Source organism: Pseudomonas sp. Marseille-P9899, assembly GCF_903166565.1.
GTDB lineage: Bacteria > Pseudomonadota > Gammaproteobacteria > Pseudomonadales > Pseudomonadaceae > Aquipseudomonas > Aquipseudomonas huaxiensis.
Genome location: NZ_CAESCG010000002.1, coordinates 126972 through 144287, shown reverse-complemented (window position 1 = coordinate 144287; position 17316 = coordinate 126972). Strand labels below are relative to the sequence as shown.

Annotated in this window: 20 protein-coding genes; 5 read left to right on the top strand and 15 right to left on the bottom strand. The window is 61.6% G+C overall.

All coding sequences use genetic code 11. From position 1 onward, the window contains the following. Positions 1-35 precede the first annotated feature (35 nt). Positions 36-317, bottom strand: coding sequence for an HU family DNA-binding protein (locus HWV67_RS09935; RefSeq protein ID WP_095154313.1), 282 nt, complete (start codon positions 315-317; stop codon positions 36-38). A gap of 409 nt (positions 318-726) precedes the next feature. Here HWV67_RS09935 and yejK point away from each other — a divergent pair, with 409 nt between their 5' ends. Both yejK and HWV67_RS09925 read left to right on the top strand, forming a co-directional pair. After that, positions 727-1734, top strand: a complete 1008-nt coding sequence (yejK, locus tag HWV67_RS09930) for a nucleoid-associated protein YejK (RefSeq protein WP_175651098.1) — start codon at positions 727-729, stop codon at positions 1732-1734. A 115-nt stretch (positions 1735-1849) separates the two neighbouring features. Beyond that, positions 1850-3073 carry a DUF2599 domain-containing protein gene (locus HWV67_RS09925; protein ID WP_175651097.1) on the top strand — a complete coding sequence of 408 codons (1224 nt, stop codon included), beginning with the start codon at positions 1850-1852 and terminating at the stop codon, positions 3071-3073. Positions 3074-3077: 4 nt separating this feature from the next. Here the strand turns inward: HWV67_RS09925 and HWV67_RS09920 are convergent, their stop codons facing one another. Beyond that, positions 3078-3413 carry a GIY-YIG nuclease family protein gene (locus HWV67_RS09920; RefSeq protein ID WP_175651096.1) on the bottom strand — a complete coding sequence of 112 codons (336 nt, stop codon included), beginning with the start codon at positions 3411-3413 and terminating at the stop codon, positions 3078-3080. Between the two features lie 51 nt (positions 3414-3464). Beyond that, positions 3465-3932 (bottom strand): nuclear transport factor 2 family protein, encoded by a 468-nt coding sequence (locus tag HWV67_RS09915; protein ID WP_175651095.1) that lies wholly within the window; start codon positions 3930-3932, stop codon positions 3465-3467. A 228-nt stretch (positions 3933-4160) separates the two neighbouring features. Between HWV67_RS09915 and HWV67_RS09910 the strand changes: the two genes are divergently transcribed. Next, positions 4161-5489, top strand: coding sequence for a DUF2599 domain-containing protein (locus HWV67_RS09910; protein WP_175651094.1), 1329 nt, complete (start codon positions 4161-4163; stop codon positions 5487-5489). Between the two features lie 4 nt (positions 5490-5493). Here the strand turns inward: HWV67_RS09910 and HWV67_RS09905 are convergent, their stop codons facing one another. From HWV67_RS09905 to HWV67_RS09850, 12 genes are all read right to left on the bottom strand, one after another. Beyond that, positions 5494-6771, bottom strand: a complete 1278-nt coding sequence (locus tag HWV67_RS09905; RefSeq protein WP_256680128.1) for a CynX/NimT family MFS transporter — start codon at positions 6769-6771, stop codon at positions 5494-5496. Positions 6772-6784: 13 nt separating this feature from the next. Next, positions 6785-7435 (bottom strand): FadR/GntR family transcriptional regulator, encoded by a 651-nt coding sequence (locus HWV67_RS09900; RefSeq protein ID WP_175651092.1) that lies wholly within the window; start codon positions 7433-7435, stop codon positions 6785-6787. A 172-nt stretch (positions 7436-7607) separates the two neighbouring features. Further along, on the bottom strand, positions 7608-8654 hold the full coding sequence (hisC, locus tag HWV67_RS09895) for a histidinol-phosphate transaminase (RefSeq protein WP_175651091.1): 1047 nt from the start codon (positions 8652-8654) through the stop codon (positions 7608-7610). Between the two features lie 2 nt (positions 8655-8656). Beyond that, positions 8657-9982, bottom strand: a complete 1326-nt coding sequence (gene hisD, locus HWV67_RS09890; RefSeq protein WP_095159622.1) for a histidinol dehydrogenase — start codon at positions 9980-9982, stop codon at positions 8657-8659. Positions 9983-10107: 125 nt separating this feature from the next. After that, entirely contained in the window at positions 10108-10743 is a 636-nt protein-coding gene (hisG, locus tag HWV67_RS09885) for an ATP phosphoribosyltransferase (RefSeq protein WP_095159621.1), read from the bottom strand. 99 nt (positions 10744-10842) lie between these two features. Beyond that, entirely contained in the window at positions 10843-12108 is a 1266-nt protein-coding gene (murA, locus tag HWV67_RS09880; RefSeq protein WP_175651090.1) for a UDP-N-acetylglucosamine 1-carboxyvinyltransferase, read from the bottom strand. 25 nt (positions 12109-12133) lie between these two features. Then, positions 12134-12373, bottom strand: a complete 240-nt coding sequence (locus HWV67_RS09875) for a BolA family protein (protein ID WP_095159619.1) — start codon at positions 12371-12373, stop codon at positions 12134-12136. Positions 12374-12488: 115 nt separating this feature from the next. Next, positions 12489-12794, bottom strand: a complete 306-nt coding sequence (locus HWV67_RS09870) for an STAS domain-containing protein (RefSeq protein ID WP_175651089.1) — start codon at positions 12792-12794, stop codon at positions 12489-12491. Further along, positions 12791-13441: an MlaC/ttg2D family ABC transporter substrate-binding protein gene (locus tag HWV67_RS09865; protein WP_095159617.1), complete on the bottom strand. Its 651-nt coding sequence runs from the start codon at positions 13439-13441 to the stop codon at positions 12791-12793. Before HWV67_RS09865 ends, HWV67_RS09870 begins: the two co-directional genes overlap by 4 nt. A 9-nt stretch (positions 13442-13450) precedes the next feature. Then, complete coding sequence (gene mlaD, locus HWV67_RS09860) at positions 13451-13918, bottom strand: outer membrane lipid asymmetry maintenance protein MlaD (protein ID WP_095159616.1); 468 nt, start codon at positions 13916-13918, stop codon at positions 13451-13453. Then, positions 13918-14715: a lipid asymmetry maintenance ABC transporter permease subunit MlaE gene (gene mlaE, locus HWV67_RS09855; RefSeq protein WP_175651088.1), complete on the bottom strand. Its 798-nt coding sequence runs from the start codon at positions 14713-14715 to the stop codon at positions 13918-13920. Before mlaE ends, mlaD begins: the two co-directional genes overlap by 1 nt. Continuing rightward, complete coding sequence (locus HWV67_RS09850) at positions 14716-15525, bottom strand: ATP-binding cassette domain-containing protein (RefSeq protein WP_175651087.1); 810 nt, start codon at positions 15523-15525, stop codon at positions 14716-14718. Positions 15526-15816: 291 nt separating this feature from the next. Here HWV67_RS09850 and HWV67_RS09845 point away from each other — a divergent pair, with 291 nt between their 5' ends. Further along, the gene (locus tag HWV67_RS09845; protein ID WP_175651086.1) at positions 15817-16791 is read left to right on the top strand and encodes a KpsF/GutQ family sugar-phosphate isomerase; all 975 of its coding nucleotides are present in this window, start codon (positions 15817-15819) and stop codon (positions 16789-16791) included. After that, positions 16791-17312: a KdsC family phosphatase gene (locus HWV67_RS09840; RefSeq protein WP_110968101.1), complete on the top strand. Its 522-nt coding sequence runs from the start codon at positions 16791-16793 to the stop codon at positions 17310-17312. Before HWV67_RS09845 ends, HWV67_RS09840 begins: the two co-directional genes overlap by 1 nt. Positions 17313-17316 lie beyond the last annotated feature (4 nt).

Here is a 17316-nt window from a genome sequence, read left to right as displayed (position 1 = left end):
TCGCACCCGGCGCGGTTTTTTTGTGCTGTTTACAATTACTTGTTTACAGCGTCGGTCAGCACTTTGGCTGGAACGAACTTGACGACTTTCTTGGCAGCGATTTCGATGGCAGCGCCAGTCGAAGGGTTGCGGCCGGTACGGGCAGGACGCTCGGAGATTTTCAGCTTGCCAATACCTGGCAGAGTGATTTCGCTACCGTTTTCCAGTTGATCAGCAACGATCTGGCCCAGTTGCTCCAGTGCGTTACGCGCGGTGGTTTTCGGCGCGTCGATTGCTTCAGCGATATCGGCGATCAGTTGGTCTTTGGTCAATGCCATGGTGGTGTTCCTTCCCTAATCAAATTCAGTGGGTTTGCAGAGTGCTGCGTCAGCCATCGGGTCCGGCCCCGCGAATGGTCGGCGGGTCGGGTACTTCCATTTGCCAATCGCGTATGTAGATACACAAAAATGCGTTTGGTTCGACGGGACGCCAGCGAACTGCCAGCAATGCGCCACACAGGGGGCGCAAGACCGGGCAAAACTACCACAGGAATAGATAAATATCCGCCTCACACGGGCCAAATGTTCAGGTTTTTCGGGGGTTTACACAAAATATCGCAAAAAACAGAACAAAAACCGAACCCCTCCCCCCGTCACCTGCTCGGCAACCCCGTCATCAGCCCCGGCTGAGTTACACTTGGCAACTTTGCCGAGCCCTGCGCCGGCCCTTCACCGAGCCGAGAACTCCATGCCGATCCGTCATTGCATCGTTCACCTGATCGACAAGAAACCCGATGGCAGCCCAGCCGTGTTGCACGCCCGCGACTCCGAGCTGGCCGAGTCGACCGCCATCGAAAACCTGCTGGCCGACCTCAACGACAGCTACAACGCCAAACAGGGCAAGGCCTGGGGTTTGTTCCACGCCGAATCCGGGGCGCATCCGTTCAGCGGCTGGCTGAAGGAATACCTCGACAGCGACAAGACCTTCACCGACTTCAGCCGCATCGCGGTGGAGCATCTGCAAAAGCTGATGGAAGAGTCCAACCTGTCGGTGGGCGGGCATGTGCTGTTCGCGCACTACCAGCAAGGCATGACCGACTATCTGGCAATCGCCCTGCTGCACCACAGCGAAGGCGTGGCGGTGAACGCCGAGCTGGATGTCACCCCGTCCCGCCACCTGGACCTGAGCCAATTGCACCTGGCGGCCCGCATCAACATCCCCGAGTGGCGCAACAACCAGAACTCGAAGCAGTACATCTCCTTCATCAAGGGCAAGAACGGCAAGAAGGTCTCGGACTACTTCCGCGACTTCATCGGCTGCCAGGAGGGCGTCGACGGCCCCGGTGAAACCCGCACCCTGCTCAAGGCCTTCAGCGACTTCGTCGAGAGCGAAGACCTGCCCGAGGAAGCCGCCCGCGAGAAAACCCAGACTCTGGTGGACTACGCCACCAGCCAGACCAAGGCCGGCGAGCCGGTGACCCTTACGGAACTCTCCGGGCTGATCGACGAAGAGCGCCCGCGCGCGTTCTACGACCATATTCGCAACAAGGACTACGGCCTGTCGCCGGAGATCCCCGCCGACAAACGCACCCTGAACCAGTTCCGCCGCTTCACCGGCCGCGCCGAGGGGCTGTCGATCAGTTTCGAGGCGCACTTGCTGGGTTCGAAGATCGAATATGACGAAGAAGCCGGCACCTTGATCATCAAGGGCCTGCCTACCCAACTGACGGATCAGTTGAAACGTCGCAAGGACTGAACCCGTAACCACTGATCTGAACTGATATTTTTGTCAGTAGTCGCGCTTTTCCCTGGCTGCTTATTCTCGATTCGTCACGGCCTGACACCTTCGAGACTTCGCCCCGCAGCCAGGAATGTGCGAAATGAAAACCACCACCCTGCTCGTCTTCACCGCAGCAACGGTCTGCGCGCTTGCAATGAGCCCAGCCCGCGCAGAGCTTGGTGACGATGTCGTCGCCAAGCTGAGCGCCCGCTACAACGATGTCCGCCCGAGCTGCGGACATGACCCTGCCTACACCTGTAGCGGCGTGGTCATGAGGGCGCTGGATCCCAATGTGCAGTTTGGCCCGTGGAGCGTCAGCCCGGTGGCCATGAAGAGTGGCGGGATTTCGGCGTCTTACCTGCGCAAGGACGCCAAGTTCAAGACACTGGCCTGGAACCTCACCAGCGGCATCATCCTCGACAACGTTGCTGAGAACCCGAAAGAGCAGGTGGATTACACCGTGCTCTGCGCCTTCCCGATCGACGCAGGCGCGAGCAACCGCACGCAAAACGGTTGTGGAGATTCCAGCGATACAACCGATCGCATCGAAAAACAGTGCCAGGATGAACACGTGACGACCGCTGAACAGTGGCTGGCCGCTCACAAGGCGGCGGGCCGCATTAACAGCAAGCAGTGTGGCTTCGACGTTCGCCCAGAACGCAAAGACCGCACCACTGCCTTTTACGAAAGCCTCCGAGCCACGAACCTGCTGGCCAGGGAATCCTACGGTATCCATAACGAACTGCGCATCGCGATATGGAAGGAAAACCCGCCGATAGAGCCCTCCGTACTCGCCGCGTTCTTTGTAACGGACAGCGGCCGCTACGGCGCCAGGCTGTACCAGATCCAGTATTGGTATCACACCCACACACAAGTCCCGGTGGTGGACATAAAAATGCCGCAAACCCTGGTGGAAGACGCACGGTTTTCATTCAACAAGAATGATCAAGTCATTTATCCGACGACGGAAAAGAACGCTTGCCCGGCCTATATCCAGAGTGCCAAGTGGATCGAACGGGACGATCCAGGTTTCAAGAGAAAAATCTGGTCACTGTCGGTCGTTCCCACCGAGTGCGGCAGAAAGATTGGCCCCGGGCAGACCAATAACTTCTTCAACGAGCTGGTGACTTTTTATTGGAATTACTTCCAGTGGAAGGACAACCCGGATAACCAGATCAACAACGTAGCCAGCATGCGCCGGCAACTGGTGTGCCATTTCCTTATCGCGAGAAACAAGCCCGAATGGAACCTGGAACCTTCAAGGCCTTACGTCGAGATCGATGAGTCCACGAGTAAGGGCTGCAACAACATTTAACCGCTCAACGGCCCTGCGCCGCAAAGGAAGCCACCAAAGCTTCCTTTGCGCTCTTCCTCAACGCTTTGATCAACCGCTCGTGGCGCAGCGCCTGCGACTTGTCCGGCCAGGCCTCGACGTACACCAGCGCCACCGCCGGGCTGGTGCTGAAGTAGCGGGCACCACGCCCTTGCTGGTGTGCGGCGAAACGTCGTTCGGGGTTGTCGCTGATGCCGCAGTACAACGAGCCATTGGCAGCCCGCACCAGGTAGACGTACCAAGGCTTGTCAGGTGTTGCGGTGGCGTGTTCGGTCACAGGTTGTCGGGTCTGGAGTGGAAAAGCCGCCAGCTTAATACCCATAGCCGCAGTCTGAAATGGCCTGAGGCAATATCCGCCTCAGGCACGCACCCCTTAACCGCGCTGGAATGCCTTCAGGCCCTTGAGCGCCTGCTGGTGAACCTTGTTGTGCAGGAACGGCGTCCAGCCCAATAGCAGACCCGGTGTGCCCAGCGCCTGGCGGGACCAGCGCCAGAAATCGAAGACATCGTGGTGCTGACAGATCTTGCCGTCGCGGATGACGAAGCTGGCGTGGATGTCGTTGACCACGATGCGTCCGGTCTGGCTGAACAGGTAAGTGGCGACCCAATGGGCCGAACCGCCGCGGTCATCGGCGCAGACGTTGTCGAAGGTGAGGGAAAACTCTTTGGCCCGTGTGGTGAGCATCCGCCACATGTCACCGGCATCCCGGCCACGCAACGTGCCGAAGGCCGGGTCGCTGAACACGATATCGTCGCTGTAGCAGGCAACCATGGCCTCGGCATCCAGACGCTGGAAAGCCTGGTAGAAACGGGTAATCAGCTCACTGTTGGCATCGCTCATGACGGGCGTCTCCGCAAAGATCAGCGTTGCACGATAGACCGATTGCTGGCGTCAGGCCAGCAGCATTGACCGGGTGAATGCCTGTCCCTGGTGGCGCTCGCTACAACCACTCGTCAGAACTGATATTTCTGTCAGTAGTCACCGAAACGTCCCGTTTCCTATCCTCAGCCAGCCTTTGCGCAAAGACCGGATCGCCCAGTCAAAGGCCTGCGAAAGAGGGACTTGCCCATGCGTACCCGCAGCATTCTGTTCGTACTCACGACCCTGGGCGTCAGCCTGTGGGCACAGGCGCAGGAGACTGATCCGCAACGGTCCGCCCAGGCCACCGTGGAGCGGATCAACCGCAACTACAACACGCTGGACAACGCCTGCAAGGAAGTCGGCAGCGGCGCACCACGCGGCCACTACTACTGCAGCGGCGTGACCTTGCGAATGGTCAACGACGGGCCGTTCAACCCCTGGGACTACAGCCCCTACGCCGTCAAGACCGGCGCCACCTCCTGGACCTGGCTGCGTAGCGACCTAAGCATCGTGGTCCTGGTCCATCCTGCCGGTATGATCATGCGCACTCCTGTGGATGCCGAGCGGTTAGGCGCGCCGGTCAAGCAGGAAGGATTCGTCTGCATCTACCCGTTCGATGCCGGCACCGGGCCGGAGCGTAAATGGCATGGCTGCGGCGATTACGGCAAAGGACAACCCTCCACTGCCGGCCAGGGCGGTGCTGCCAACCTGAATGCCACGACCGCCTACGGAACGTGCCCCGAAAAAGGTGTTAGTAGTCTGACCGAATGGCAGAAGGCCTACGGCAATACGACGGTCCAGCGCGTCCAGTGCTCGTTCGAGGCCGACGACCCGGCGCAATGGAACGAAATGATCCAGATCCATGAGTCCCGGGCGAAAGCCAACAACACCGCGCCCCTTGCCGTACGCACCCTCACCAACGAGTTCATGATGCGCAACGCCTCCGAGACCTCGGACGGTTCCGACACCAAAAAGTACATCGACGCCTTCGTCTTCAATCCGAACAGCAACTTCAATTACTCCACCTACGGTGATACCAAACCGCAAAAGCCCGAGGACGGCCTTACCAGCGCTCGTAACTTCCAGAAAAAACTGGCCGCGGCGGGTTTCATCGTGCCCATTGTGCGCGTCGACTTCACCAAACCCGCCACCGCGCGCTTCGCCTATGTCGAGACTGATCAGGCCATTGAACTGCAGCCGATACCTGCCGATGCGCCCAGCAAGTACATTGAGTCGATCAGTTGGGAAACCTACACCGACGTTGTCAGCAAAAAGGAAGGCTTGTCACTGCTCGTCAAGCTGACGCCTTATGGGCTTGCTGCCAGCCAAAGCGAAACGGACGCGCTGTATGACGACGTGTTCACTCGCCACAGCAATGATCCTCAATGGCGCGACAATGAACGGCAAGTCGGCAGCATGCGCGAACAGTTGCGCTGCCTGCGAGCCAACTATCCGAAAAAACAGGCGTTGTACATCGAGCCTTCGCGCCCCAAAGTCGGTGATGCAGCCGCCCGGAAGGCCGGTTGTAATCCGTAGTAGCTCAAATCCGCTCGCTGACCGCCCGCACATGCAGCGCGCGGCCCGCCTTGAGACCGAAGAGGATCGCTCCACCACCCAGTACCGCGAAGATCCAGCCTACCGCGGCCCAGCCGCCGGTCAGGTCATGCGCCAGCCCGACCGCGAAGGGCCCCGCCGAGGCCAGGGTGTAACCCACGCCCTGGCTCATGCTCGAAAGATTGGCGGCGACATGGGCATCGCGCGAGCGCAGCACGATCAGCGTCAGCGCCAGGGCGAAGGTACCGCCCTGGCCAATCCCGAGCACCACCGCCCAGCCCCATAACCCGCCAAGAGGCGCATACAGGCAACCGAACAGGCCGGCCAGGGTCAGCGCCATCACCACGACGATCGCCAGACGCTGGTCCTTGCCGCGGGTGGCCAGCATCGGCGCGGTCAGCGCACTGACCAACTGCACGATCACCGAGCCGGACAGTACCAGCCCGGCTTCGGTCGGGCTGAGACCGCGACCAATGAGGATCGATGGCAGCCAGCCGAAGACGATATAGGCCAGCGAAGATTGCAGGCCCATGTACAGGGTCACCTGCCAGGCCAGCGGATCGCACCACAAACCACGCACTCGATAGGCCACATGATGCACGCCATGCCTCTGGCGCACCTGGGGCAACCAGAACAACGCGGCCACCACTGCCGGCACCAGCCAGAAGCCCAGGCCCAGGGTCCAGTTGTCGCCGAAGTAATGACTCAACGGCACCGTGGCCCCGGCCGCCAGCGCCGCGCCCAGGCACAGGGCCATGGTGTAGACGCCCATCAGCGTCCCGGCATGGGCCGGGAAGTCACGCTTGACGATACCCGGCAGCAGCACGCCGATCACCCCGATACTGGCCCCGGCAATCAGGCTGCCGCCGAACAACCCGATGCTGCCGAAGCTGCTGCGCAAGGCAATGCCGCCCGCCAGGCAGAGCAGGATGAACAGGACCACCCGCTCGCTGCCAAAACGCCGCGCCAGAACCGGCGCCAACGGCGCGAACAGGCCCAGGCAGAGCACCGGTAGGGTCGTCAGCAGGCCGGCCTGGGAACCGCTGAGGCCGAGACTCGCGGAAACATCCCCGAGCAACGGCGACATGCTCGACAGCGCCGGGCGCAGGTTCAACGCCACGAGCACCAGGCCCAGCAGCAACAGCCACGGCTTTGGCAAGCCTACGGGCGGCTGGAGATCGCCGTCGTCGGCTTCGGCATCAATCAAAAGTTCGTCAAGCACCGGCCCGTGGGGCGCGGGCTTGTGGGAAAGGTCTTGGCCCATGGCAGTCTCGAAGTCAGGGTTCATTGATCAGTGTCCGGCTCAGGGCCTTGGCCCGCTCCGGATCTTGTCGTTCGACGGCGTCGAGAATCGCTTTATGCAGATCGAACACCGCCTGATTGCGCGGCGATCTGCTCATGCTGTGTTCCAGCTTCATCGCCACCACGCTGGAGAAGTAGCGATACAACTCGCTTAACGCCGGGTTGTGCGCGGCATCCACCAGACGCTGGTGGAAGGCCAGATCGCAGCAGATGTAATCGCCCAGATCACCGTGGAAGTGATTGCCGCTGGCGCGCAGGGCTTCATGCAGGCCGAGCAGGTCTTGCTCGGTACGCCGCAATGCCGCGAGGCCGATCGCTTCGGCTTCCAGCAGGTGCCGCGCCTCCCGCGCATGTTCCAGGCTGCAGTTGGACAACGCCTGGACCGCTGGGAGCGGGTCCGAGGCGGTCTTCAGATAGCTGCCGTCGCCCTGGCGCACTTCCACCAATCCACTGAAGGCCAACACACGCACAGCCTCGCGCACGGTGTTGCGACTGATGCCGAGGTCAGCGGCCAGTTCAGGCTCGGTCGGCAGACGCTGACCAACCGACCAGACGCCGCTGGTGATGCGCTGGCGGAGTTGCTCGACGGCTTGTTCGACGAGGGAACGCTTGATGAGCTGGGTCATAAAAGGGCTTACATCCAATCATCGGATGAATTTAAGGAAGGCAAGAGTAACGGGTTGTTTCAGTGGAAAGCAAACGGGGATGAGGCATCGCGACGGTTCGGCGCCCCGACGAGCTCGCTCCTACAGAGTTCCATCATCTCTGTAGGAGCGAGCTTGCTCGCGATGTGTCGGATCAGCTCAAAGCGTCAAGCAACGCCTGATTCTGCTCTTCGGTACCGATGGTGATACGCAGGAACTGGCTGATCCGCGGCAGCTTGAAGTGACGCACGATCACCCCTTGCTCCCGCAGTTTGCCCGCCAGTTCACCGGCATCCTGCTGCGGATGGCGAGTGAAGATGAAGTTGGCCGCAGACGGCAGCACGTCGAAACCACGGGCAGTCAGTTCGCCCACCAGTTTCTCGCGGCTGGCGATGACCTTGTTGCAGGTTTCTTCGAAATACTCGCGGTCGTCGAAAGCCGCCGCCGCACCAACGATGGCCAGGCGATCCAGCGGGTAGGAGTTGAAGCTGTTCTTGATCCGCTCCAGCGCCTCGATCAGGTCCGGATGGCCCACCGCCAGGCCGACCCGCAGCCCCGCCAGCGAGCGCGACTTGGACAGGGTCTGGGTCACCAGCAGGTTCGGGTAGCGATCCACCAGACTGATGGCGGTCTCGCCGCCGAAGTCGATGTAGGCCTCATCCACTACCACCACCGACTCGGTGTTGGCCTGAAGCAGTTGCTCAATGGCGTCCAGCGCCAGCAGGCAGCCGGTCGGCGCATTGGGGTTGGGGAAGATGATCCCGGCATTGGGCTTGCGGTAGTCCGCGACGCGGATCTGGAACTGCTCGTCCAGCGCCACCGGCTCGAAGGGAATGCCGTACAGGCCGCAGTAGACCGGATAGAAGCTGTAGCTGATATCCGGGAACAGCAGCGGCGCGTCGTGCTGGAACAGGCCGTGGAAGATGTGCGCCAGCACTTCGTCCGAGCCGTTGCCGAGAAACACCTGGCCTGGCTGCACGTCGTAGTAACGGGCAACGGCCTGCTTGAGCAGGTCGCTGTTCGGGTCCGGGTACAGGCGCAGGTTGTCGTTCAGCTCGGCGCGCATGGCGTCGAGCGCCTTCGGCGACGGGCCATAGGGGTTCTCGTTGGTGTTGAGCTTGACCAGCTTGGTCAGCTTCGGCTGCTCACCCGGGACGTAAGGCACCAGGTCCTTGACGAACGGGCTCCAGAATTTACTCATGTTCAGTTGCCCTCTTGGTCGGCAAGGATGCGGTATTCGGCACTGCGCGCGTGGGCGCTGAGGGATTCGCCGCGGGCCAGGACCGAAGCGGTCTTGCCCAGCTCGGAAGCACCCTGTTCGGAGCAGAAGATGATCGACGAACGCTTCTGGAAGTCATACACCCCCAGCGGCGAGGAGAAACGCGCGGTGCCGGAGGTCGGCAGCACGTGGTTCGGCCCGGCGCAGTAGTCGCCCAGCGCTTCGCTGGTGTGGCGGCCCATGAAGATCGCGCCGGCGTGGCGGATCTGCGGCAGCCAGGCTTGCGGATCGGCAACCGACAACTCCAGGTGTTCCGGCGCGATGCGGTTGGCGACTTCGATCGCCTGCTCCATGTCACGGACATGGATCAGCGCGCCACGGCCGTTGATCGAGGTGCGGATGATCTCGGCACGGTCCATGGTCGGCAGCAGCTTGTCGATGCTGGCGGCGACACGGTCGAGGAACTCGGCGTCCGGGCTGACCAGAATCGACTGGGCGTCCTCGTCGTGCTCGGCCTGGGAGAACAGGTCCATGGCGATCCAGTCCGGATCGGTCTGGCCATCGCAGACCACGAGGATTTCCGAAGGGCCGGCGATCATGTCGATGCCCACCTGGCCGAATACATGGCGCTTGGCGGTGGCAACGTAGATGTTGCCCGGGCCGACCACCTTGTCCACCTGCGGCACGCTCTCGGTGCCATAAGCCAGGGCCGCGACCGCCTGGGCGCCACCGATGGTAAAGACCCGGTCGACGCCGGCGATGCACGCCGCCGCCAGCACCAGCTCATTGATCTCGCCACGCGGAGTCGGCACCACCATCACCACTTCCTTGACGCCGGCGACCTTGGCCGGAATGGCGTTCATCAATACCGAAGACGGGTACGATGCCTTGCCGCCCGGTACGTACAGGCCAGCGCGGTCCAGTGGGGTGACTTTCTGGCCGAGGACGGTGCCGTCGGCTTCGGTGTAGGTCCAGGAATCCTGCTTCTGCCGCTCGTGGTAGATACGCACGCGCTCCGCGGCCTTTTCCAGGGCCTGACGCTGCTCCGGGGTAATCCGGGTCAGAGCCAGTTCCAGGCGCTCGCGGCCGAGAATCAGGTCATCGATGGATTTGGCGTCGACACCGTCGAAACGCTGGGTGAACTCCACCAGCGCCGCATCGCCGCGCTCGCGCACGGCCTTGATGATGTCGAGGACCCGCTGGTTGACCGCGTCGTCGGACACGCTTTCCCAGCTCAGCAGATGATCCAGATGTCGGGCGAAATCCGGGTCAGCGGCATTGAGTCGGCGAATTGCAGTGGACGTGGTCATAGCTAAGGCCTCGGTAATTGGCGAATGCTCAGGCGCCCTTAAGCTACCAGTCCATACGCGCGGGCACCCGAGATAATTGGCTATGACGCGGATAGACGGGCGCGACCGAACGTCGCGCGCAGAGGTCAGTCGCGGTGTCGCGATTCCACCGCCTGACGCAGGGTGTCGATCAGGCTCTGGATGCGGGCGTGCTGCATCTTCATGGATGCTTTGTTGACCACCAGGCGGGAGCTGATGGTGGCGATGACTTCCTGGGGTTCCAGGCCGTTGGCGCGCAGGGTGTTGCCGGTGTCGACCACGTCGATGATCTTGTCGGCGAGGTTGACCAGCGGTGCCAGCTCCATCGAGCCGTACAGCTTGATGATGTCGACCTGACGGCCCTGTTCGGCGTAGTAGCGCTTGGCAACGTTGACGAACTTGGTCGCCACGCGCAGGCGGCCCTTGGGCTCCGGCGCGCCGATGGCACCCGCAGTCATCAGCTTGCAGCAGGCGATCTTCAGGTCCAGCGGCTCATACATGCCCTGGCCGCCGTATTCCATCAGCACGTCCTTGCCGGCCACACCCAGATCGGCGGCACCATGCTCGACATAGGTCGGCACGTCGGTGGCCCGCACGATCAGCAGGCGTACATCGTCCTGGGTCGTGGGGATGATCAGTTTGCGGCTTTTATCCGGATTCTCGGTCGGGACGATGCCCGCTTCCGCCAGCAGCGGCAGGGTATCGTCGAGAATGCGGCCCTTGGACAGCGCGATGGTCAACATGGGAAACGTCGGTCCTTATGCGGCTTAAAGCCGCCGGCCCATGCAGGCAACCGGCGGCGTTCAATTCAATTCGTGGCGCGTCCTTGCGCCGCAGGCAGACTAGCCCGGTACGCGGCGGATCTTCGCGCCCAGCATCTGCAGTTTTTCCTCGATGCACTCGTAGCCACGGTCTATGTGGTAGATGCGATCGATCAGGGTGTCACCTTCGGCGACCAGCGCCGACAGCACCAGGCTGGCGGAAGCCCGCAGGTCGGTGGCCATTACTGGCGCGCCCTTGAGGGTCTTGGTCCCGGTGACGATGGCGGTGTTGCCCTCGACCTGGATCTGCGCGCCCATGCGATGCATTTCGTAGACGTGCATGAAGCGGTTTTCGAAGATCGTCTCGATCACCGCACCAGTGCCTTCGGCAATGGCGTTGAGCGAGATGAACTGCGCCTGCATGTCGGTCGGGAACGCCGGGTACGGAGCGGTACGCAGGTTGACGGCTTTCGGCCGTTTGCCGTGCATGTTCAGCTCGATCCAGTCTTCACCGGTGGTGATCTCGGCGCCAGCTTCCTTGAGTTTTTCCAGGACCGCTTCGAGGATGGTCGGATCGGTGTCCTTGACCTTGACGCGACCGCCAGTGACGGCAGCAGCAACCAGGTAGGTACCGGTCTCGATACGGTCGGGCATCACGCGGTAGGTCGCAGAACCCAGGCGCTCGACGCCATCGATGGTGATAGTGTCGGTGCCAGCGCCCTGGATCTTGGCGCCCATGGCGATCAGGAAGTTGGCCAGGTCGACCACTTCAGGCTCGCGCGCGGCGTTCTGCAGCACGCTGCGGCCTTTGGCCAGTGCAGCGGCCATCATGATGTTCTCGGTACCGGTCACGCTGACGGTATCGAAGAAGAAGTGCGCACCGCGCAGGCCGCCTTCAGGCGCCTTGGCCTTGATGTAGCCGCCTTCGACCTCGATCTTCGCGCCCATGGCTTCCAGGCCGCGAATGTGCAGGTCACCCGGACGCGAGCCGATGGCGCAACCGCCAGGCAGGGCGACTTCGGCTTCGCCGAAACGGGCAACCATCGGGCCCAGCACCAGGATCGAGGCGCGCATGGTTTTCACCAGCTCGTACGGCGCGACCAGGGTCTTGATGGTGCGTGGATCGATTTCCACCGCCAGCTTCTCGTCGATCACAGGCTCGATGCCCATGCGCCCGAACAGCTCGATCATGGTGGTTATGTCGTGCAGGTGCGGCAGGTTGCCCACGGTAACCGGGCCGTCGCACAGCAAGGTGCCGGCCAGAATCGGCAGGGCCGCGTTCTTGGCACCGGAGATGCGGATCTCGCCGTCAAGACGAGCGCCGCCAGTAATAATCAGTTTGTCCATTTGGATTCTCGCCGCCACAGGTGGCTCAGGTGCGCTCAGCCCAGGCTGCGCTGCTGAAAAATTTCATGGTGACCGCGTGGATGCTGCCATCGGTGATCCACGGGTTAAGGTGAGCATAGATCTGCTGCTGACGCTTGACCGGGCTCAATGCCGCCAGCTCGTCGCTGATTACGTTCAATTGGAAGTTGCAGCCTTCGCCTTCAACTTCGACCCGGGTGTCCGGCAACTTTTCTTCAAGGAAGTTCTTAACTTCTACGGCCTGCATGCTCAACCTCGATCGGCGCCCTGTGCGCGCGGGTCGGCCATCATACAAAAAAGCCCCTCGCCTGCGAACCCCGTAAACGAGGACTCTGACAGAGGGGCCACGATTCGCGTGGTCGTCACTGCAGCGTCAGCAACTCGTCCAGACCGTAGACTTCAGCGATTTCCCGCATGCCGTGGGGCATGCCGCGGACCTCGAACTGCTTTCCGGTCGCCTGGGCATCACGCATGAAGCCCAGCAACAACGACAGTCCGACACTGCTGGAGCGCTCGACGCCGGTGCAATCGAGCACCAGCTGGCTGGCCGGGCTCGATGCGATCAGCGCCTTGCCCTGCTCGCGCAGGACCGGGCCGGACCGGTAATCGAGGGTGCCGGCCAGGCTCAATACGCCCGGCTCGGCCAATTGCACCGTGCCGCCACTCATTGCGCCTGCTTCTCCGCTGCGTCCGCAGTGGCTTCCTTGGCCTTGGCGACTTCGCCGGCCCAGCCGTCGATGGTCTTGTCCAGGTCGTTGCCATTGCGGCTCATGGCATCGGCGAACTGATCGCGGAACAGCTTGCCGATGTTGATGCCGTTGACGATGACGTTACGCACTTTCCATTCGCCGTTGAGCAGGGTCAGGGTGTAGGACACCGGATAGACGGCGCCGTTGTTGCCCTTGACTGTCATATCGACGCTGGCGCGCCCGTCGCCGTCGTTTTTCTCGTTGCCGACGGTGATGCCCTGGTTGTTGTACTCCAGCAAGGCGTTGCCATAAAACTGCATCAGGCTGCGCTTGAAGTTTTCCTGGAAGCGCTGCATCTGCTCCGGGGTCGCCTTGCGCGAGTACTTGACGGTCATGATGCTTTTCGAGATGCCGTCGGCATCCACCACCGGACCCAGGTTGGCATTCAGTGCCTCGTAGAACGCACCAGGATTGGTCTTGTACTGCTCCTTGTTGGCCTTGAGGTCGGACAACAATTGCGTGGTGGTGGTCTGGATCACTTCTTTGGGCGACTGGGTCGCCGCAACGGCCAGCAGTGGCATGGCCGCCAGCAACACCAGCAAGCCGCGTCGCAGGATGGAAATCATGGAAACTCCTTATTTAGCTTCTTTGCCTACGGTATTGAGCAGGAACTTGCCAATCAGATCTTCCAGTACCAGCGCCGACTGGGTGTCATGAATGACACCGCCGTCCTTGAGCACGGCTTCTTCCCCGCCGACGCTGATGCCAATGTACTTCTCGCCGAGCAGCCCGGCAGTCAGGATCGATGCAGTGGAGTCGGTAGGCAGGTTGTCTACGCTTTTTTCCAGTTGCAGGGTCACCCGACCGGTATAGGTATCGCGGTCCAGATCGATGGCCGTGACCTTGCCGATGGTCACACCGGCCATGGTCACTTTTGCTCTGACAGTCAAACCGGCGATATTGTCGAAATTTGCATAAAGTTTATACGTATCGCTGCTGGGGCTGGCGGACAGGCCGCTGACGCGCAGGGCCAGCAGGAGCAGCGCCAGGATCCCGGCCAGGAGGAACAGGCCGACACCGATTTCCAGGGTGCGGTTTTGCATCAGAAATCTCCAAACATCAAGGCGGTCAGAATAAAGTCCAGTCCCAGGACTGCCAACGAGGCATAGACCACGGTTCTGGTGGTGGCTCGACTGATCCCCTCTGAAGTGGGCTCACAGTCATAGCCTTGGAATACGGCAATCCAGGTAACGACGAAGGCAAATACAACGCTCTTGATAACGCCATTGAGCACGTCGTCGGTGAAGGACACGCTGTTCTGCATGTTCGACCAGAACGAGCCTTCATAAACGCCCAGCCAGTCCACCGCGACCCACGAACCGCCCCAGATCCCGACGACGCTGAAGATCATCGCCAGCAGCGGCAGGGAAATGAAACCGGCCCACAAGCGTGGCGCGACGATGTACTTGAGCGGGTCCACGCCGATCATTTCCAGGCTGGAAAGCTGCTCGGTGGACTTCATGTTGCCAATCTCGGCAGTCAGCGCCGAACCGGCACGTCCGGCGAACAGCAAGGCAGTCACCACCGGCCCCAGCTCACGCAGCAGCGTGAGGGCGACCATCTGCCCCACGGCCTGCTCCGAACCATACTTGGCGAGGATGCTGAAGCCTTGCAGCGACAGCACCATGCCAATGAACACACCGGAAACCACGATGATCGCCAGCGACATCACGCCAACGGAGTACAACTGGCGAACCAGCAACTGGAAGCCACCGCCGATACCGCCACGCCCCGCAAGGGCGTGCAGCAGGAAAAGGCAGGAGCGCCCCATGACCGCGACCACATCGATGGCCGAACGGCCAAAAAGGCGGATACGTTCGATTAAGGATTTTCTGCGCATCTAACGCTTCCCCAGGAGATCGGCGCGGTAGTCTGGCGCAGGAAAATGGAAAGGCACCGGCCCGTCGGGGTCACCTTTCATGAATTGGCGAATGCGCGGGTTGTCCGAGTTCATCAGTTCCTCGGGCGTGCCCTGGCCGAGTACCTGGCCATCACCCACGACATAAATGTAGTCGGCGATGCTCGCGGTTTCCGCCAGATCGTGAGAGACCACGATGCTGGTGATGCCCAGGGCGTCGTTGAGCAGGCGGATCAGGCGCACCAGCACGCCCATGGCGATCGGGTCCTGACCGACGAATGGCTCGTCGTACATGAGGATCTGCGGGTCCAGCGCAATCGCCCGCGCCAGCGCGACACGGCGCTTCATGCCACCGGACAGCTCATCCGGCATCAGCTCGATGGCGCCGCGCAGCCCCACCGCCTGAAGTTTCATCAGGACGATGTCGCGGATCATTTCCTCGGACAGCTTGGTATGGACGCGCAGCGGGAATGCGACGTTCTCGAACACGTCGAGGTCGGTGAACAGCGCACCACTCTGGAACAGCACGCCCATCTGCTTGCGGGCGTCGAACAGGTCACTGCGCGACAGGGTCGGCAGGTTCTGTCCCGCGACCCAGACTTCGCCGCTGGCGGGCCGCAGTTGCGCGCCCATCAGACGCAGCAGCGTGGTCTTGCCACACCCCGAAGGCCCCATGATTCCGGTGACCTTGCCCTTGGGAATGCGTATGTCGACATTATTGAAGATGCTGCGCGAACCGCGTTTGAAGGTCACACCCTTCAACTCGACCGCGTAGGCGTTATCAACGCTCATCTAGACTCCTTGCGATGCAGCCACGTCACTCAGACGCACGCCTCCTTCATGGAGGCACGCAAGTATCGAGCGGGCCGAACTGGTGGCGAACTATAGCATCGCTGGCAGGCCCTTCCCAAGGCCATCGCGATGCCTGTTCAGGCCCTGTACAGGCCATCACGCGCCATTGTGGTGTGGAACCTGCACGCGACAAATCGCTCAAACAGGCGTACGCCGGGTAATCCGCAGGTGAGGCTTTCGTGCATTCCCGCTATAATCCCGGCCTTTTCATCAGGCAACCCGATTTCCGACATGAGCCAATCCACCGACCTGATCCAATCCGCACAGCGCACCATCCGCTACGAAATCGAAGCGGTAGAAGGCCTGCTGGCCCATATCGACGCCGACTTCGTGAAGGCTTGCGAACTGATCCTGGGGAGCAAGGGCCGCGTTGTGGTGGTGGGCATGGGCAAATCCGGCCACATCGGCAACAAGATTGCCGCGACCCTGGCCAGTACCGGGACCACGGCATTTTTCGTCCACCCCGCCGAGGCGAGCCACGGCGACATGGGCATGATTACCCGGGACGACATCATCCTGGCGCTGTCCAATTCCGGCTCCACCGCCGAAATCGTTACCCTGTTGCCGCTGATCAAGCGCCTGGGCATCAAGCTCATCAGCCTCACCGGCAACCCTGAATCGCCATTGGCCAAGGCCGCCGAGGTCAACCTCGACGCCCGCGTCGCCCAGGAAGCCTGCCCGCTCAACCTGGCGCCAACCTCTTCGACAACCGCAGCACTGGTGCTGGGCGACGCCCTGGCCATCGCCCTGCTCGAGGCCCGCGGTTTCACCGCTGAAGACTTCGCCTTCTCCCATCCGGGTGGCGCGCTGGGTCGCCGCCTGCTGCTCAAGGTCGAGAACGTGATGCATGCCGGCGAAGAACTGCCCGAGGTTCAACGCGGCACCCTGCTCAAGGACGCGCTCCTTGAAATGTCCCGCAAAGGTTTGGGCATGACCGTCGTGACCGAAGCGGATGGCAGCCTGGCAGGAATCTTCACTGACGGCGACCTGCGTCGCAGCCTGGATCGCAATATCGACGTGCACAAGACCTTGATCGAAGAGGTCATGACCGTCCACGGCAAGACCGCCCGCGCCGACATGCTCGCCGCCGAGGCCCTGAAGATCATGGAAGACCACAAGATCAGCGCACTGGTAGTGGTCGACAAGGCCGACCGTCCGGTCGGAGCCCTGAACATGCACGACCTGCTGCGCGCCGGAGTGATGTGATGAATACCCTGTTGCAACGTGGCAAGGCCATCAAGCTGGCCGTTTTCGACGTGGATGGCGTACTGACCGATGGTCGCCTGTACTTCCTCGAAGACGGCAGCGAATTCAAGACCTTCAACACCCTCGACGGTCAAGGCATCAAGATGCTGATGAACTCGGGCGTGACCACCGCAATCATCAGCGGCCGCAAGACCCCGGTGGTCGAGCGCCGCGCGAAGAACCTCGGCATCCCGCACCTGTATCAGGGTCGCGAGGACAAACTGGTGGTGCTGGACGAACTTCTCGGCCAGCTCGGCCTAAGCTATGAAGAGGTCGCCTACCTGGGCGACGACCTGCCTGACCTGCCGGTGATTCGCCGGGTAGGCCTGGGCATGGCGGTCGCCAACGCCGCGTCGTTCGTGCGCGAACACGCCCATGGCGTTACCCAGGCCCGCGGCGGCGAAGGTGCGGCTCGCGAATTCTGCGAACTGATCCTGCAAGCCCAGGGCAACCTGGAAGCGGCAAACGCCCATTACCTGTAGAGCC

Bases quoted from the DNA above. Each gene is read 5' to 3' on its own strand.
- murA (WP_175651090.1), bottom strand. From the start codon at position 12,108: ATGGACAAACTGATTATTACTGGCGGCGCTCGTCTTGACGGCGAGATC.
- hisC (WP_175651091.1), bottom strand. From the start codon at position 8,654: ATGAGTAAATTCTGGAGCCCGTTCGTCAAGGACCTGGTGCCTTACGTC.
- mlaE (WP_175651088.1), bottom strand. From the start codon at position 14,715: ATGCGCAGAAAATCCTTAATCGAACGTATCCGCCTTTTTGGCCGTTCG.
- hisD (WP_095159622.1), bottom strand. From the start codon at position 9,982: ATGACCACGTCCACTGCAATTCGCCGACTCAATGCCGCTGACCCGGAT.
- HWV67_RS09840 (WP_110968101.1), top strand. From the start codon at position 16,791: ATGAATACCCTGTTGCAACGTGGCAAGGCCATCAAGCTGGCCGTTTTC.
- HWV67_RS09845 (WP_175651086.1), top strand. From the start codon at position 15,817: ATGAGCCAATCCACCGACCTGATCCAATCCGCACAGCGCACCATCCGC.
- HWV67_RS09910 (WP_175651094.1), top strand. From the start codon at position 4,161: ATGCGTACCCGCAGCATTCTGTTCGTACTCACGACCCTGGGCGTCAGC.
- mlaD (WP_095159616.1), bottom strand. From the start codon at position 13,918: ATGCAAAACCGCACCCTGGAAATCGGTGTCGGCCTGTTCCTCCTGGCC.
- yejK (WP_175651098.1), top strand. From the start codon at position 727: ATGCCGATCCGTCATTGCATCGTTCACCTGATCGACAAGAAACCCGAT.
- HWV67_RS09850 (WP_175651087.1), bottom strand. From the start codon at position 15,525: ATGAGCGTTGATAACGCCTACGCGGTCGAGTTGAAGGGTGTGACCTTC.
- HWV67_RS09870 (WP_175651089.1), bottom strand. From the start codon at position 12,794: ATGAGTGGCGGCACGGTGCAATTGGCCGAGCCGGGCGTATTGAGCCTG.
- HWV67_RS09920 (WP_175651096.1), bottom strand. From the start codon at position 3,413: ATGGGTATTAAGCTGGCGGCTTTTCCACTCCAGACCCGACAACCTGTG.
- HWV67_RS09935 (WP_095154313.1), bottom strand. From the start codon at position 317: ATGGCATTGACCAAAGACCAACTGATCGCCGATATCGCTGAAGCAATC.
- HWV67_RS09875 (WP_095159619.1), bottom strand. From the start codon at position 12,373: ATGCAGGCCGTAGAAGTTAAGAACTTCCTTGAAGAAAAGTTGCCGGAC.
- HWV67_RS09915 (WP_175651095.1), bottom strand. From the start codon at position 3,932: ATGAGCGATGCCAACAGTGAGCTGATTACCCGTTTCTACCAGGCTTTC.
- HWV67_RS09865 (WP_095159617.1), bottom strand. From the start codon at position 13,441: ATGATTTCCATCCTGCGACGCGGCTTGCTGGTGTTGCTGGCGGCCATG.
- HWV67_RS09905 (WP_256680128.1), bottom strand. From the start codon at position 6,771: ATGGGCCAAGACCTTTCCCACAAGCCCGCGCCCCACGGGCCGGTGCTT.
- HWV67_RS09925 (WP_175651097.1), top strand. From the start codon at position 1,850: ATGTGCGAAATGAAAACCACCACCCTGCTCGTCTTCACCGCAGCAACG.
- HWV67_RS09900 (WP_175651092.1), bottom strand. From the start codon at position 7,435: ATGACCCAGCTCATCAAGCGTTCCCTCGTCGAACAAGCCGTCGAGCAA.
- hisG (WP_095159621.1), bottom strand. From the start codon at position 10,743: ATGTTGACCATCGCGCTGTCCAAGGGCCGCATTCTCGACGATACCCTG.